The following is a 17,050-nucleotide window of genomic DNA, read 5'->3' as shown; positions in this document are numbered from 1 at the left end:
GCAGTTGAATTGACACAAGGCTACCGAACATGGGTTTGAGTTCTGCCCTCGCCACCGCGATGTCCGGCCTGCGTTCGACGCAGGCCGCGCTCTCGATCATCTCCTCGAACGTCGCCAACGCGAACACGCCCGGCTATGTCGCGCAGAACCCGAACCAGATCGAGGTCGCCAGCGGCGGCTTCGGCTCGACGGTGACGACGACGGGCGTCAACCGTCAGCTCGATTTGTTCGTCCAGAACCAGCTCCGCACCGAGACCTCGGGCGGGACCTATGCCAATCAGATGGCCAACATCCTGGGTCAGCTGCAAACCGTGTACGGTACGCCCGGCGGCAGCGGCACGCTCGAGACGGCGCTGAACAATTTCACGACGGCGCTGCAGTCGCTGTCGAACAATCCGAGCAACCAGTCGGCGCAGTCGGTGGCGCTGTCGGCGGCGCAGGGCGTGGCGCTGCAGCTCAACGCGACCACCAAGGGCATCCAGACCCTGCGCACCAATGTCGAGCAGGACATCGGCAATTCGGTCACGCAGGCGAATGCCGCGATCAAGCAGATCGCGACGCTGAACATGCAGCTGCAGGGGCTCAGCCCATCCGACCCGCTGTCGGCGACGTTGCAGGACCAGCGTGACAACGCCATCGACACGCTGTCCAAATACGTCGACATCCGTGTCGTCTCGGATGCGACCAACGGCACGAGCGTGTTCACCAATTCCGGCATCCAGCTGGTCGGCGCAGGCCTCAGCTCGGAGTTCACCTTCTCGTCGCCGGGGACGCTCGACGCCACCTCGCTCTACAGCAGCGATCCGACCAAGACCGGCGTCGGGCAGCTCAACATCAAGCTGTCGAACGGCGTATCGCTCGACGTCGTGTCGAACAATCTCCTGAACTCGGGGCAGATCGCGGCCGATCTCAAGCTGCGCGACCAGACCCTGGTGCAGGCGCAGACCCAGGTCGACCAACTCGCGGCGACGATGGCCTCGGCGCTGTCCGACAAGACCACGGCGGGCACCGCGGTGACCGGTCCGCCGGCCGGCTTCGACGTCTCGACCACCGGGCTGCTGGCGGGCAATACCATCAATCTGACCTACACGGATTCGAGCAACGTCCAGCGCCAGGTCAAGATCGTCAACGTCAACGATCCAGCGGCGCTGCCGCTGCGGAATGCCACCGGTGCCAACCCGTCCTATGTCGGCGTCGACTTCTCGCTCGGCATGGCCTCGGTGGTGTCGCAGCTCAACAGCGCGCTCGGTGGCGCGCATCTGCAGTTTGCCAATCCATCCGGCACGACGCTGCGCATCACCGATGACGGCACCAGCCAGGCGACGGTCAAGGCGGCCTCGGCCACCACCACGGTGCAGACGCTCGCCAGCGGCAACGCGCAACTGCCGGTCTTCACCGACGGCGGCGCGCTCTACACCGGTGCGATCACCTCGACCGGCTCGCAGATGACGGGTCTCGCCGGGCGGCTCAACGTCAATCCGGCGCTGCTGAACGATCCGACCAAGCTGTCGACCTATTCGACCTCGCCGCAGACCGCGGCCGGCGACCCGACGCGGCCGGACTTCCTGTTCGCGCAGCTGACCTCGGCGACCTTCAGCTACTCGCCAACCACCGGCCTTGGCTCGGCGGCGCAGCCGTTCCAGGGCACGGTGTCCGGCTATCTGCAGCAGTTCGTCAGCCAGCAGGGCAGTGCCTCGACGCTGGCGACCCAGCTCAGCCAGGGCCAGAGCGTCGTGGTCAGCACGCTGAAGGAGAAGTTCCAGAGCACGGCGGGGGTCAACATGGACAGCGAGATGTCCAACCTGATCCAGGTCCAGAACACCTATGCGGCCAACGCCCATATCATGTCGGTCGTGCAAAGCATGATGCAGAGCCTGCTCCAGGCATTTTAGTGAGGCGCGTGTAAGATGTCGATCAGCAGTGTCAATTACGGAAATTCCCTGCTCGGCCTGTCCGTGCGGAACATCTCGAACCAGCTCGCGGACCTTTCCACGCAGCTCTCGAGCGGCGTCAAGGCGAACAACTACGCCGGCATGGGGCCCGACGAGGGGTTCGCGATCGCGGCGCGAGCGCAGCTCTCGAACATCTCGGCCTTCACGCTGACGATGACCCACGTCAATACCGTGATCGGCGCGGTCAATACCTCGCTGCAGTCGCTGTCCAAGATTCATGACCAGGTCCAGAGCGGCGCCTCGGCGACGCCGCAGAACCTGACCAGCACGGGCCAGACCACGGGACAGTTGACGGCGCTGTCCAACCTGTCGGCCATCACTGGCATCCTCAACACCCAGGTCGGCGATCGCTACATTTTCTCCGGCAGCGCCACCGACCGGCCGGCGATCGCGTCGGCCGACGACATCCTGAACGGCACCACGACGCAGGCAGGCCTGAAGCAGGTTATCGCCGAGCGGCAGCAGGCCGATCTCGGGCTCAACGGTCTCGGGCGTCTCAACCTTTCGGCGTCGGCCACGATGCCGATCACGCTGGCGGAGGACGTCGCCGGCTCGCCGTTCGGTTTCAAGCTGAGCGGCGTGACTTCGTCGCTCACCAACGCCACGGTGACCGGACCGTCCGGCTCGCCTGCGGGCATTTCGGTCGACCTCACGGCGGGTAATCCGAATGCGGGCGACCAGATCAGCTTCACCTTCAAGCTGCCCGACGGCACCTCGGAATCGATCAAGCTGACGGCGTCGACCACGACGCCGGCGCCGACCAATACGTTCGCCATCGGTGCGACGCCGGCGGCCACCTCCGCCAATCTCAACGCGGCGCTCAACACGGCGCTGTCGACCCTGGCCAACACCTCGCTGACCGCCGCCTCGGCAATCGTCGCCGGTGACAATTTCTTCAACACGGCGAGCTCCGTTTCGGGAACGGCCGTCAACAACAAGGCCGCGACGCCCGCGCCGATCACCGGCGCGACGCTGCTGTCGGGACCGCTCAGCAGCGATTCGATCGCGACCAATTTCACCGCCGGCGATACCATCACCGTCAATGGGCAGACGCTGACCTTCGTCGCCTCCGGCGCCAACGGCAACAACCAGATCAACGTCGGCGACAGCGTGCAGACGCTGCTGTCTAAGATCGACACGCTCAGTGGCACGTCGAAGCCGTCGACGATCAGCGGCGGCGTGATCACCTTGCGCACCGACGACGCCGCCAGCTTCTCGGTGTCGAGCTCGAACGCGGGTGCGTTCGCGGCGCTGGGCTTCTCCGGCACGGTGACGGCGGCGACGCCGCCCTTGCGCGTCTCCGGCTCGCCGCTGGGGTCGGCGACCAGCCTCGTCAACGGGTCGGCCAACACCGTCGCCTGGTACACCGGCAACAGCGGTCCCGGCTCGGCGCGGTCGAGCGCGACCATCCGGATCGACACCGCGCAGAGCATTCAGTTCGGCGCCCAGGGCAACGAGTTCGCGATCCGCAACCTCGTGCAACAGACCGCGGTCTACGCCGCCGTCAACACGCCGCCGGCGGGAGCGAATGCGCCGCAGCAGATCGGCGCGCTCAGCCAGCGCATCGCCGCCAACCTGACGCCGCAGCTCGGTCAGCAGTCGATCTCGGACATCCAGACCGATTTCGCCAACGCCCAGACCACGATGAAAGACGCCACGGCGCGTCAGACCCAGGCCAAGGCCGCGATGCAGAGCATGGTCGACCAGACCGAGGGCATCTCGCAGCAGGAGGTGGCGAGCCAGATCCTGCAGCTGCAGACCAACCTCCAGGCGTCCTACCAGACGACGGCGATGCTGGCCCAGCTCACGCTCGTGAAATATCTGTAGCGCCCCGGGGGCGGCGGTTAGGTTTTCGTTAACCACGTCTCTTTAGCTTTTGTTCAGATCTGGGGCGAGAGCCTCTTTGTCTGGAGGCGGACGTGAGTGACGGAACCGACGAGCGCATTCACCTGGTGATCGCGACACCATGCTTCGGCGGCCAGGTGTCGAGCATCTATGCGAGCTCGATCTTCGCCCTGCAGCGCGAGTTGCGCGCCACCTCGAACGTCGACCTGACCGTCCACATGCGCGACGGTGATGCGCTGATCACCCGGGCGAGGGCGAATCTGGTCACCCTGTTCCTCAATGATCCCTCCGCCACGCATCTGTTGTTCGTCGATGCGGATATCGGCTTCACGCCAAGGCAGGTGTTCCGGCTGATCGAGTCCGGCGGCGACATGGTCGCCGGTGTCTATCCGGTCAAGAAGGTCAATTGGAACAAGGCACGCCGCGCCATCAACGACAACCGGATGGACGTGCCGGCGGCGTCGCTCGATTACGTGCTGGAGATCGACAATCCGGACCACGTCGCGGTGGTCAACGGCTTCACCCGCGTGCGCTATGCCGGCACCGGCTTCCTGATGATCCGCCGCCGCGTCGTCGAGGCAATGATCGCGCACCCGGCCTACGCGCCGCTGCAGTTCTTCCGCGAGCATTCGCAGGACGCGCTGGCCGGCTGCCCGAACCGCTTCGCGCTGTTCGAATGCATGATCGATCCTGAAACGGGCACCTATCTCAGCGAGGATTTTGCGTTTTGCAGGCGATGGACCGATCTCGGCGGTGAGATCTGGGCCGATCTCGACAGCCGGCTCGATCATGTTGGTCCGTCCGTGTTCCACGGCAATGTCGCCTCGCAATTCGCGTCGGCGGTGGCGGTTCCCACCGCTGCCGCGGCCGACGCAGCCTGATGATCCGCGCGATGACCCCGGCGGCAACCCGGTCGCACATCTCTCAGCCATCCCCGATCGACCGGCGCGAGCAGGGCGCCGCGACCGGACTGCGTGATCTGTTTGCCTTGCTCGGCGATCTCCTGATCGACGGCGGCGACATCCGCCTGGCGCTCGATCGCCCCTGGGGCCGCAACGTCTATGGCTGCGGGCCGTCGCCCGAACCCGATGTGCTGTGCTTCGCATCGAGCACGGCCTCGCCGATTTCGGAACGCGCCTATGCGCGTGTCGAGCTGGCGCGCGAGCAACTGATGCATGCGGCGATCTCGCTCGGCCTCGACGCGGCGCTCGACCGGCGCACCGAGGAGATGCGCTGCGAATTGCGTGGATATCTCGGCCTTGCCGACGAGGTCGACATCGTGTTCTCGCCGTCCGGCACCGACTCGCAACTGCATGCGCTGGCGCTGGTGCGGGCGGTGCTGGGTGAGGCCGTCACGAGCATCGTCGTCGGCGGCGACCAGACCGGCAGCGGCACCGCCACGAGCGCCCGGGGACACCATTTCAGCACGCGGACGGCCAACGGTCTGGCGGTGCGAATGAACACTCCGATCGACGGGCTTTCGGGCGACGCCGTGTCGCTGCCGCTGCTCGACGGCGCATCGATGCAGCCGCGCGCTGATATCGACGCCGAGGTGCTCGACAGCGTCGAGGCGCTGGTGCGGAACGGTCGTAGCGTCTTGCTGCAGGTCATGGATTCCTCCAAGCTCGGCTGGCGCGCGCCGGACATGGCCTGCCTAGACGAGGTGGCGCGGCGCTGGCCGGGGCGCGTCCAGGTCGTCGTCGATGCCTGCCAGATGCGGCTCGGCGCGGCGCGGCTGCGCGATCATCTCGAGCGCGGCCATCTGGTGCTCGTCACGGGCTCGAAGTTCTTCGGCGGCCCCGCCTTCAGCGGCGCGCTGCTGGTGCCCGCGGCCGCAGCGGCTGCGCTGCGCGGCGGGCATCCGATCGCGCCCGGCTTGTTCGACTACGTCAATCGCAGCGATTGGCCGCTCGCCTGGACGGATCTGCGCGCGCGCACGGCGCCGCGCGCCAATATCGGCCAATGGCTGCGCTGGGAAGCCGCGCTGGCGGAGATCGCGGCGTATCACGCCGTGCCTGAGACGTTCCGTCGGATGGCGATCCGGCAGCTCGGCGAGTCTATCGAAAGCCTACTGATGCTGTCGCCGGTGCTGCGTCCGATCACCACCCGCGTCCCCGCGCAGGATGGGAGCGATGGCGAATTCGGCTTTCCCACCATCTTCCCGTTCGCGCTCCAGCGCGATGGCGGTCCGCTCGGCCTCGGTGAGACGCAGGCGGTGTATCGCGCGCTGCAGCGCGACCTCGGCAGCCGCTTCACTGGACGCGCGGCCGAGGTTGCCGCGCGCCAGTGCCTGATCGGCCAGCCGGTGCGGATCGAACGCGCGCGCGAGGCGCCGACGGCCGCGCTGCGGCTGTGCATCGGCGCGCGCCAGGTGACGGACGCGTGGTGCGCTGACGTCACCGCCGCCCGGGTCAATCTCGATTCCGACATCGACCGCGTCGCCGACATCGTCGCCAAAACAGAGCTGCTCGTATCGGATCTGAGCAGCCAGGATCTCAGGGACATCTGCAATGCCGACTGATTTGCTCGCGCTGGCCGAGGCCAGCGGCGCAGGATATGCCGACCGGATCGGCATGGCCAAGCTCGCCAAGGCCGCCTTCGACGGCCAGGACCTGAAACCGATGTGGGCCGCCTTGCTCGCCAAGCTGCTCGACGGCCGCGCGGAGCCGGGCGAGGGGCTCGATCTCGCGCTGATCGCGCAGCTCATCGGCGAGAAATCGTCCGGGCTCGCGATCCAGTACGACGTGCTGCAGTCGCAGCAGCTCTACCGCGTTGCCTGCAACAGTGCGACGCCGCGGCTGCGCGTGCTCGCGCTCGCCGCGGCCACCGACATGGGCAGCAACACGCCGATCGAGTTCCTGCTCGAGGACAGCGACATCGAGCTGCTGCTGCTCTATGTCGTTCCGGGCGCGGACCTGCTGGCGCCTTTGCCCGCTCATGACGTCGCCATCGTCATCGCCTCCGATTCCGAGGATTGTCAGCACGCGCTGCGCGAGATCGATGCCGCCGCGGCGCGCTGGCCGCGTCCGCTGCTGAATCCGCCGGAGCGGATCTGGCATCTCGATCGCGACAAGCTGCATGCGCTGCTGGCCGGCATCGACGGGCTTACCATTCCGGCGACCATCCCCGTCGACCGCGAGCGTCTGATCGAGATCGCCGACGAGCGCGAATGGATCACGGACGTCGACCACTCGCTCGCCTTCCCGGTCATTGTCCGGCCGCGCGGCTCGCATGCCGGCGTCGGCCTCGAGAAGATCGATGAGCCGCTCGAGCTGTCGCTCTATCTCGACGAGCGCAGCGAGCAGGAGTTCTTCGTCTCGCGCTTCGTCGACTATGCCAGCGAGGACGGCCAGTTCCGCAAGTACCGCATCGTGTTCGTCGACGGCACGGCCTACGCCTGCCACATGGCGATCGCGCGGCGCTGGGACATCTGGTACCTCAACGCCAACATGGCCGGCAGCGAGAGCAAGCGCCTCGAAGAGGCGACCTTCATGCAGACCTTCGATATCGGCTTCGGCCGCCGTCACCGCAGCGTGCTCGATGCGATCGCCGCGCGCGTCGGCCTCGATTATTTCATTATCGACTGCGCCGAGACCAGGGACGGCGCGCTGCTGGTGTTCGAGGCCGACAACACGGCCGTCGTCCACAACATGGATTCGCCGGAGGTCTTCCCCTACAAGCCGCCGCAGATGCAGAAGATCTTTGCGGCCTTCGCGGCCATGATCGACAAGCGCGCCGCGTCGCGGGCGGAGCAGGCGGCGTGACCGCCGGGCTGCGCATCGATCCAGCATCGCGGACGGCGGAGACGCTCGATCCGCAACATTGGGACGAGATGCGCGCGCTGGGTCATCGCATGCTCGATGACATGATCGACTATGTCGCTGATATCCGCGACCGGCCGGTATGGCAGCCGATGTCGCCTGCGACGCGGCAGAGCTTTCGCAGCGCGCTGCCGCATGCGCCGACGGATCTCGCCGAGGTCTATCGCGATTTCGGCGAGCTCGTCGTTCCCTACGCGACCGGCAACGTGCATCCCGGCTTCATGGGCTGGGTGCATGGCGGCGGCACCGTGGTCGGCATGCTCGCCGAGATGCTGGCTGCCGGACTGAACGCCAATCTCGGCGGCCGCGACCACGCGCCGATCGAGATCGAGCGGCAGGTCGTCGACTGGATGCGCCAGCTGTTCGGCTTTCCGGCAAGCGCGAGCGGCATCTTCGTCACCGGCACGTCGATGGCGAACCTGATGGCGGTGCTGGTGGCGCGCCGCTCCGCGCTCGGCGCGTCGGTTCGCACGCTGGGCCTCGGTGACGACGGCCGGCGCTTGCGCGCCTACACCTCGAGGGCCGCGCATGGCTGCATCGCCAAGGCGATGGACATTTGCGGACTGGGCAGCGACGCGCTCGGCTGCATCGCGGTGGATGCCGCACATCGCGTCGACGTCGGCGAGCTGCGGACCGCGATCGCGCGCGATCGCGCCGCGGGACTGCATCCGTTTCTCGTCGTCGCCTCGGCGGGCACCGTCGATATCGGCGCCATCGACGGCCTCGCTGATATTGCCGAGCTCTGTCGTGCCGAGGGGCTCTGGTTTCACGTCGACGGCGCCTTCGGTGCGCTCGCGATGCTGTCAGCGGAGCTCGCACCGAAGCTCGCCGGCATCGAGCAGGCGGATTCGATTGCGCTGGATTTTCACAAATGGGGGCAGGTGCCCTACGATGCGGGCTTCCTGCTGGTGCGCGATGGCACCAAGCATCGCGACGCCTTCGCCTCGCCGGCCGCCTATCTGCGCCGCGAAACCCGTGGTCTCGCGGCGGGCACCGAGTGGCCCTGCGATCTCGGTCCTGATCTGTCGCGCGGCTTCCGGGCGCTGAAGACCTGGTTCACGCTGAGGACGTTCGGCACGGACGCGCTCGGCGCCGTGATCGCGCGAAGCTGCGAGCTCGCGCGCCATCTGGAGGCGCGGGTGCGCGCCGAGCCCGAGCTCGAGCTGTTGGCGCCGGTCAATCTCAACATCGTCTGCTTCCGCTATCGTGTCGACGATGCCGATGCGCTCAACGGCGAGATCGTCGCCGACATCCACGAATCCGGCCTCGCCGCGCCGTCGACCACGATGCTCGACGGACGGCTGGCGATCCGTGCCGCGATCGTCAATCATCGTACCGGGACGAGCGACATCGACCGGCTGATTGCGGCGGTCCTCATGTTCGGCCGCCAGCGCGCGGCCGGTCTCACGCCGTTGATCGAGGTCGATGCGCCGCCGCTGGCGCTCTGAGCGCAAACCGCATCTCGGCGTCGTCCGCTGGTCGATGACGACCGCCGGCGGAATGTTGCCGCGCGTGTCGAAACCTTTCCAAAGGTGGTTGACGCGTTGTGAACGACGGGCGCGTTTGTTGAATCAACGAGCCTTTTCAAAGGGCGTTCTTGCGCGATGACGCGGCAATGAGCCGCGCCGATGCGCCTGTTCCGCTGATTGAGGCGGCTGCGCACCACAGCCCTTCAGCGTTTGTTAGCCACTGCCATTCACCGTGACGCCCGTCGTCCGGGGTCGTTCAAATCGACCTGGGCTGCACCCTGATCTCGAAGGGATCGGGGTTTATTTCACACCAGAAGGGTATGAAAATGTCAGGTATCGTCCTCTCGGCGTCGGTGCGCCAGAATCTGCTGTCGCTTCAGTCGACGGCTCAGCTCCTCGCCACCACCCAGAACAATCTCTCCACGGGCAAGAAGGTCAACTCGGCGCTCGACAATCCGACCAACTTCTTCACCGCCCAGGGTCTCGACAACCGCGCTTCCGACATCTCCAATCTGCTCGACGGCATCGGCAACGGCGTGCAGGTGCTGCAGGCCGCCAACACCGGCATCACCTCGCTGCAGAAGCTCGTCGACAGCGCCAAGTCGATCGCCAACCAGGTGCTGCAGAGCTCCGTGGGCTATTCCACCAAGTCCAGCGTCACCTCGGCGGCTCTGACCGGCGCGACCGCCACCGACCTGCTCGGCTCCAGCTCGACGGCTGTGACCGGCTCGGTCGTGAACAACGACAATACCTCGAGCGCGGTGGCGATCACCGGCTCGACCAAGCTGTCGGGTACGGCAGGCACCGCGTCGAACAACCTCGCCACCGGCATCACCTCCGGTGAGACGCTGGTCGTCAACGGCACCACCTTCACCTTCGTCACCGGCACGTCCTCGTCCGGCACCAACATCGGCATCGGCGACAGCGTCAGCAACCTGCTGTCGGCGATCCAGACCCAGACCGGCGTGACCGCGTCGATCACCGCGGGTGCGATCACCCTGACGCCTCCGGCGGCGGGATTGACGCTCTCGGGCAGCACCGGCACCTTGGGCAAGCTCGGGCTGACTGCTGTCGGCGACGGCTTGTCAGGTCAGACCTTGACGGTCGGCGCCACAGGAGGTGGCACGGCGACCAGCATCACGTTCGGTCTAGGGACAGGACAGGTCAAGTCGCTGAACGATCTCAACGCCAAGCTCGCAGCCAACAACCTGCAGGCCACGGTCGACTCGTCCACCGGCAAGATCTCGATCACCACGACCAACGACGCGGCTTCGGCCACGATCGGCGCGATCGGTGGTACGTCGGCTGCGGCCAGCCAAGCCTTCAACGGTCTGACGGCGGCGGCTCCGGTGGCGGACGCGACCGCGCAGACGCAGCGCGCGAGCCTGGTCTCGCAGTACAACAACGTGCTGGCGCAGATCAACACGACCGCGAGCGATGCGTCGTTCAACGGCGTCAACCTGCTGAACGGCGACACGCTGAAGCTGACCTTCAACGAGAACGGCAAGTCGACGCTGTCGATCACTGGTGTCACGTTCAACTCGGCGGGCCTCGGCCTCTCGACGTTGACCTCGGGCACCGACTTCCTCGACAACAGCTCGGCGAACAAGGTCATCGGCGTGCTCACCACCGCGAGCTCCACGCTGCGCAACGAGGCCTCGACGCTGGGTTCGAACCTCTCGGTCGTGCAGGTTCGTCAGGACTTCAACAAGAACCTGATCAACGTGCTGCAGACCGGCTCGTCGAACCTGACGCTGGCCGACACCAACGAGGAAGCGGCCAACAGCCAGGCGCTGTCGACCCGCCAGTCGATCGCGGTGTCCGCGCTGTCGCTCGCCAACCAGTCGCAGGCGAGCGTGCTGCAGCTGCTGCGCTGATCCGCAAGCATCGCATCTCGACAACGAAGGCGGCGGGGGAAACCCCGCCGCTTTTCATTGGAGGGGACGAGGAGGGGGGCCGACGGTGCGGATGGCGTATTGCGACGAGCCCGTCAGGACAAAAAAGCCGGCCCGCCATGGGCGGGGCCGGGCCTTCGATCTACGATGTGTTCGGCGGAGGCTCAGGCCGCCGAGCTCACCGGCTTGTCCTGCTGTTCGGCTTCAGCCTGCTCGATCAGCTTCTTCTCATAGGCGACGAGCTTCTTGGCTTCCTTCAGCGCCTGGTAGAGATCGCCGTTGAGGATATGGCCGTTGATCGCCTCGATGATCGGCCAGGCGCTCGGCACCGTCGTGATGATGTCGCGCAGCAGGTTGAAATAGGTGCCGTGATCCGCGTCTGCCCCCGGCGAGATGTACATCAGCTGGACCGCAAGATAGACGAGCTTGGCCGGCGTGTCGGCCGTCTCCGGCGTCAGGATGTCCTTCTCGCGCAGGATCGGAATGTTCTCGCCGTCGATCAGGAGACGCGCGCGCTGGTCGGTGTTGGTGATCACGCAGGAGCCGATGATGATGCGCTCATGCGGCTTCAGTTCGACTTTCAGGGCCATTCTCATTCTCCGTTGCCGCATCGGCGTGGCGCCGAACCTGCTGCGTCGAGGCCGATGACCGGTCCAGCTGCCAGTCTAGATCGCGCGGGGAGTCTGCGCGCTCGATCGGTCGGCGCGCAGCAATCCTTTCCGATCATGGTTAACGGACGGTAAACGGCCGCGCACGCCCGGCGAATATGCGGTGTTTTCAAGGTGATCCGCGGCGAATCACCTCTGCGCGGCCGTGCCGATGCCGCGCATCGGGGACCGCGAGCGGCCGTGACTTCACTGTTTGTTAGCCGCTCGCATTTACCTTAACGCCCGTCGCCCGGTGGTGCAGTCACCGACGGGCTTCGCCTTGATCCTGAATGGATCGGGCAGTTTGTTTCACACCAGAAGGGTATGAAAATGTCAGGTATTGTTCTCTCGGCGTCGGTGCGTCAGAATCTGCTCTCGCTTCAGTCGACGGCTCAGCTCCTCGCCACCACCCAGAACAATCTCTCCACGGGCAAGAAGGTCAACTCGGCGCTCGACAATCCGACCAACTTCTTCACCGCCCAGGGTCTCGACAACCGCGCTTCCGACATCTCCAATCTGCTCGACGGCATCGGCAACGGCGTGCAGGTGCTGCAGGCCGCCAACACCGGCATCACCTCGCTGCAGAAGCTCGTCGACAGCGCCAAGTCGATCGCCAACCAGGTGCTGCAGAGCTCCGTGGGCTATTCCACCAAGTCCAGCGTCACCTCGGCGGCTCTGACCGGCGCGACCGCCACCGACCTGCTCGGCTCCAGCTCGACGGCTGTGACCGGCTCGGTCGTGAACAACGACAATACCTCGAGCGCGGTGGCGATCACCGGCTCGACCAAGCTGTCGGGTACGGCAGGCACCGCGTCGAACAACCTCGCCACCGGCATCACCTCCGGTGAGACGCTGGTCGTCAACGGCACCACCTTCACCTTCGTCACCGGCACGTCCTCGTCCGGCACCAACATCGGCATCGGCGACAGCGTCAGCAACCTGCTGTCGGCGATCCAGACCCAGACCGGCGTGACCGCGTCGATCACCGCGGGTGCGATCACCCTGACGCCTCCGGCGGCGGGATTGACGCTCTCGGGCAGCACCGGCACCTTGGGCAAGCTCGGGCTGACTGCTGTCGGCGACGGCTTGTCAGGTCAGACCTTGACGGTCGGCGCCACAGGAGGTGGCACGGCGACCAGCATCACGTTCGGTCTAGGGACAGGACAGGTCAAGTCGCTGAACGATCTCAACGCCAAGCTCGCAGCCAACAACCTGCAGGCCACGGTCGACTCGTCCACCGGCAAGATCTCGATCACCACGACCAACGACGCGGCTTCGGCCACGATCGGCGCGATCGGTGGTACGTCGGCTGCGGCCAGCCAAGCCTTCAACGGTCTGACGGCGGCGGCTCCGGTGGCGGACGCGACCGCGCAGACGCAGCGCGCGAGCCTGGTCTCGCAGTACAACAACGTGCTGGCGCAGATCAACACGACCGCGGCCGACGCCTCGTTCAACGGTGTCAACCTGCTGAACGGCGATACGCTGAAGCTGACCTTCAACGAGAACGGCAAGTCGACGCTCTCGATCACCGGCGTGACCTTCAATACCGGCGGTCTTGGCCTGTCGACCCTTACCTCGGGCACCGACTTCCTCGACAACAACTCGGCGAACAAGGTGATCACCCTGTTGAACTCGGCCAGCTCGACGCTGCGCTCGGAAGCCTCCACGCTGGGTTCGAACCTGTCGGTGGTGCAGATCCGTCAGGACTTCAACAAGAACCTGATCAACGTGCTGCAGACCGGCTCGTCGAACCTGACGCTGGCCGACACCAACGAGGAAGCGGCCAACAGCCAGGCGCTGTCGACCCGCCAGTCGATCGCGGTGTCCGCGCTGTCGCTCGCCAACCAGTCGCAGGCGAGCGTGCTGCAGCTGCTGCGCTGATCCGCAAGTATCGCATCTCGACGACCAAGGCGGCGGGGGAAACCCCGCCGCTTTTTTCGCCTGGTTTGGCCGTCCGGCCCGTATCAATACTGGCACGGAACCGGACGCGAGTGGAGCCCAGGATCGCAACCAGTCGTTAAGCAAGAAATTTAAAGCGCCATTAACCATGTTTTAAAAGTGGCTGGACTAGAACCTCCTGGTGAATAACTAGGAAGGTTTCACACATATGTCCGGTATCGTTCTCTCGGCTTCGGTTCGCCAAAACCTGCTGGCGCTGCAAAACACCGCATCGCTGCTGGCCACGACTCAAAACAACCTGGCCACCGGCAACAAGGTCAACACGGCGCTCGATAACCCCACCGAATTCTTCACCTCGCAATCGCTCAACAACCGCGCGAGCGACATTGCGAATCTGCTCGACAGCATCGGCAACGGTGTCCAGGTTCTCCAGGCTGCGAATACCGGTCTCACCTCGCTTCAGAAGCTCGTCGATAGCGCCAAGTCGATCGCAAGCCAGGTCCTCCAGGCCCCGACGGGGTACACCACCAAGTCGAGCGTGACCTCCGCGGTCATCTCAGGGGCGACGGCGAACAACCTGCTCGGCAGCTCCTCAAACAATTTCGTGACCGGCAGCGCGGTCAACAACGACAACCTCAGCTCGGCCGTTGCGATCACCGGATCCACCAGGCTGTCGGGTACGGCGAGCTCGACCTCGAACGACCTGGCGAGCAGCGTCACCACCGGCGATACGCTCGTGGTCAACGGTGTCGTGTTCACCTTCGTGGCCGGCTCGGTCTCGGCCGGTACCAACATCGGCGTCGGCGACACCGTCAGCAACCTCCTGGCTGCCATCGATTCGGTGACCGGAGCCACCGCAACGCCGTCCACGGTGGCAGCCGGCAAGATCCAGCTGGCGACAGGCACGGCGCAGGATCTGACAGTATCGGGCACGGCCCTGGCCAAGCTCGGATTGACCGCCGGCACGACCACACGAAATCCGCCAGCCTTGACAGGACAGACGCTGACAATTGCCTCGACAGGAGGCGGCGTCGCAACGAACATAACGTTCGGCACAGGTGCTTCGCAGATCTCGACGCTGGCACAGCTCAATACGGCTCTCGCGACCAACAACCTGCAGGCCAGCCTGAGCACGACGGGTCAGCTTACGATCCTCACCACCAACGAAGCGGCATCGTCGACGATCGGCGCGGTCGCCGGCTCTTCGACCGCGGCCAGCATGGCCTTTAACGGCGTGACGGCATCGACCCCGGTGGCCGACACCAACTCCCAGACGACGCGTGCCGGCCTGATCGCGCAGTACAACAACGTCCTGGCGCAGATCAACACCACGGCGCAGGACGCCTCGTTCAACGGCATCAACCTGCTCAACGGCGACACGCTCAAGTTGGTGTTCAACGAGACCGGACGGTCCACGCTGAACATCACCGGCGTGACCTTCAACAGCACCGGTCTCGGCCTATCGGCGCTGGTGGTCGGAAGCGACTTCCTCGACAGCAACTCGGCCAACAAGGTGCTCACGACCTTGAACAGTGCATCGACTGCGATCCGCTCTGAAGCGTCGTCGCTCGGTTCGAACCTCTCGATCGTGCAGATCCGTCAGGACTTCAACAAGAACCTGATCAACGTGCTGCAGACCGGCTCGTCGAACCTGACCTTGGCCGACACCAACGAGGAGGCGGCCAACAGCCAGGCGCTGTCGACCCGCCAGTCGATCGCGGTCTCCGCGCTAGCGCTGGCCAATCAGTCGCAGGCGAGCGTGCTGCAGCTCCTGCGCTGAGCGCGAACGCGCTGGAATGATATCTCATCGAAGCGGCGGGCCATGCCCGCCGCTTCTGCTTTTGGCTATGCCGTGCGTGGCAGCGCGGGTCTCCGTTCGATGTCGGTGGGTGAGCTGCGTGAAGGCGCCGTTGTTCGTGTAGTTCGCGCCGCCGAGGCGTGATGAACAACGTACGATCCTCGTCCGGACATTTTGAATCATCGCGTTCGCAAGAAATTAAGAGGTGCACCAAACAAGGCGATTTGCGGTGCTCCGTGACGCTACGAAACGAATTCCGCTAACGGCCGCTAACCATATTTTAAAGGCACGCAAAGTACAAAACCTGAGCAGTTTGGTCGTGTCCCTGCGTCAGTCCGGAGTAGTTGATGTCATATGCCGCTCAAGCCTATGCCCGCACGTCGCAGACGACGGCATCACCACGGGAGATCGAAGCTCAGGCTCTGTTGAAAGCGGCACGGCAGCTGCAGGAAGTCCAGGCCAATTGGAGCGGCCCTGATCGCAACATGTACAAGGCTCTGCTCTTCAATCGTCGCTTGTGGACGATCTTCATGAGCGCGATGGAGGCGGACGACAATCCGAATCCGCTCGACATCCGCCAGAACATCGCCAACATCGGCGTGTTCGTGATGAAGCAGACGATCGAGATGCAGATGGATCCGGATCCGGCGAAGCTCAAGTCGCTGATCGACATCAACTGCCACATCGCCGCGGGATTGTCCGGGCGGAGCTGACCGTCGGGGACAGGGGCGGGTGGCGCGTCGTGATGACCGATATCACCAGCATCCTGTCTGCGTCCTACAAGTCGAACCTGCTCAGTACGGCGCGAAGCAACAGCAAATACGTGGCCGTCGATCCGACGCTCTATCAGGGCGGCTGGAGCGGAAAATATGCCAACGGGAAGTCGTTCACGGTCTCGGTCTCCAACGTCAAGGGCTTTCACGCCAAGGTTCGCGACCAGAGCGAGGGCGTGAACAAGTATCAGGACGTGCTGATCAAGGATAATGCGTTGGGGATCGGCGATACGAAGTTCACGCTGACCGGCAACGGCAAGGCCCAGATCAAGAACGTGGTCACCGACGCCGCCTCGGGCCAGACCTATCTCGACACCGCCTACGCGACCCGGAGCAGTTGATCCGCCAAAGCTGCGCCGCTCGATACGGCAACGCCGCCCGGTGGGGCGGCGTGCAGGCGGCGGCGGAATGAAGCGGTAGGCCCCGTGGGGGCTCAGGCGGTGCGATCGGTCGCCACGACGCGCGGCACGTCCGCCTTCTGCATATCCTTCTGAAGGTCGAGCGTGTTGAAGTAGGCCCGGCGGCGCAGCACGGCCTCATCCGGATATTGGGTCACGACCTGATCGGTCTTGCGGTTGACCACCTGGAACACCAGGGCGGCAGCGGCGCGATCGTAATAGGCCTGCCGCGACACCGACAGATCGTTCGCGACGTTGACCGGGACGTCGTTGCGCACGGAGGCGCCAGGCTCGGCCGCGGTCACGGTCTGGCTGGGAGGAAGGTCCGTTGGAACAGCGCTCACCACCGCCTGGCTCGACGGCGGAATTATCGGAACGGACGCTGGCGTCCCTACCGCTCTTACGCTGAAATCGGAACTCATGGCAGCCTCCTCATGGCCATCGAGTCAATTCCCAACCCATCCCGCTTGCAACTATGCCGATGACCAATCAACGTTATGTTAGGAAATAGGATGAACGGCGCGTTGTGATTCGCCAGGGCCTTTTAAGCTTA

13 protein-coding genes are annotated in these 17,050 nt (G+C 65.1%); 11 read left to right on the top strand and 2 right to left on the bottom strand.

Annotation, left to right across the window (positions count from 1 at the left end; all coding sequences use genetic code 11):
- The first annotated feature begins 29 nt into the window (after nt 1-29).
- From flgK to QX135_RS19120, 7 genes are all read left to right on the top strand, one after another.
- Nucleotides 30-1,892 (top strand): flagellar hook-associated protein FlgK, encoded by a 1,863-nt coding sequence (gene flgK / locus QX135_RS19150; protein WP_315738802.1) that lies wholly within the window; start codon nt 30-32, stop codon nt 1,890-1,892.
- A gap of 15 nt (nt 1,893-1,907) precedes the next feature.
- Nucleotides 1,908-3,779 carry a flagellar protein gene (locus tag QX135_RS19145; RefSeq protein ID WP_316161880.1) on the top strand — a complete coding sequence of 624 codons (1,872 nt, stop codon included), beginning with the start codon at nt 1,908-1,910 and terminating at the stop codon, nt 3,777-3,779.
- A gap of 92 nt (nt 3,780-3,871) precedes the next feature.
- Nucleotides 3,872-4,678, top strand: a complete 807-nt coding sequence (locus QX135_RS19140; RefSeq protein WP_315738799.1) for a hypothetical protein — start codon at nt 3,872-3,874, stop codon at nt 4,676-4,678.
- Nucleotides 4,679-4,689: 11 nt separating this feature from the next.
- The gene (locus QX135_RS19135) at nt 4,690-6,318 is read left to right on the top strand and encodes a hypothetical protein (protein WP_316179109.1); all 1,629 of its coding nucleotides are present in this window, start codon (nt 4,690-4,692) and stop codon (nt 6,316-6,318) included.
- A 52-nt stretch (nt 6,319-6,370) separates the two neighbouring features.
- A complete protein-coding gene (locus QX135_RS19130; protein ID WP_316179344.1) occupies nt 6,371-7,561 on the top strand; it encodes a hypothetical protein in 1,191 nt (396 codons plus the stop codon).
- 68 nt (nt 7,562-7,629) lie between these two features.
- Nucleotides 7,630-9,066 (top strand): aspartate aminotransferase family protein, encoded by a 1,437-nt coding sequence (locus QX135_RS19125; RefSeq protein ID WP_315774106.1) that lies wholly within the window; start codon nt 7,630-7,632, stop codon nt 9,064-9,066.
- Nucleotides 9,067-9,413: 347 nt separating this feature from the next.
- Nucleotides 9,414-10,964 (top strand): flagellin, encoded by a 1,551-nt coding sequence (locus QX135_RS19120; protein ID WP_316234212.1) that lies wholly within the window; start codon nt 9,414-9,416, stop codon nt 10,962-10,964.
- A 182-nt stretch (nt 10,965-11,146) separates the two neighbouring features.
- Here the strand turns inward: QX135_RS19120 and flbT are convergent, their stop codons facing one another.
- Nucleotides 11,147-11,572 carry a flagellar biosynthesis repressor FlbT gene (flbT, locus tag QX135_RS19115; protein ID WP_315715996.1) on the bottom strand — a complete coding sequence of 142 codons (426 nt, stop codon included), beginning with the start codon at nt 11,570-11,572 and terminating at the stop codon, nt 11,147-11,149.
- Between the two features lie 387 nt (nt 11,573-11,959).
- Here flbT and QX135_RS19110 point away from each other — a divergent pair, with 387 nt between their 5' ends.
- The 4 genes from QX135_RS19110 to QX135_RS19095 all read left to right on the top strand — a co-directional run bounded on the left by QX135_RS19110 (nt 11,960) and on the right by QX135_RS19095 (nt 16,440).
- A complete protein-coding gene (locus QX135_RS19110; protein WP_315738795.1) occupies nt 11,960-13,510 on the top strand; it encodes a flagellin in 1,551 nt (516 codons plus the stop codon).
- A 226-nt stretch (nt 13,511-13,736) separates the two neighbouring features.
- Nucleotides 13,737-15,308 carry a flagellin gene (locus QX135_RS19105; RefSeq protein WP_315738794.1) on the top strand — a complete coding sequence of 524 codons (1,572 nt, stop codon included), beginning with the start codon at nt 13,737-13,739 and terminating at the stop codon, nt 15,306-15,308.
- Nucleotides 15,309-15,673: 365 nt separating this feature from the next.
- On the top strand, nt 15,674-16,039 hold the full coding sequence (gene flaF, locus QX135_RS19100) for a flagellar biosynthesis regulator FlaF (protein ID WP_315738793.1): 366 nt from the start codon (nt 15,674-15,676) through the stop codon (nt 16,037-16,039).
- A 32-nt stretch (nt 16,040-16,071) separates the two neighbouring features.
- A complete protein-coding gene (locus QX135_RS19095; protein ID WP_316179113.1) occupies nt 16,072-16,440 on the top strand; it encodes a hypothetical protein in 369 nt (122 codons plus the stop codon).
- 92 nt (nt 16,441-16,532) lie between these two features.
- Here QX135_RS19095 and QX135_RS19090 read toward each other — a convergent pair whose 3' ends face one another.
- Nucleotides 16,533-16,919 (bottom strand): hypothetical protein, encoded by a 387-nt coding sequence (locus QX135_RS19090; protein ID WP_315738790.1) that lies wholly within the window; start codon nt 16,917-16,919, stop codon nt 16,533-16,535.
- Between the last annotated feature and the right edge of the window lie 131 nt (nt 16,920-17,050).

Origin of the sequence: Bradyrhizobium sp. SZCCHNR1098, assembly GCF_032489375.1 — a bacterium.
GTDB lineage: Bacteria > Pseudomonadota > Alphaproteobacteria > Rhizobiales > Xanthobacteraceae > Bradyrhizobium.
The sequence above is the reverse complement of the archived record's forward strand: the minus strand, read 5'-3'. Positions and strand labels throughout refer to the sequence as shown.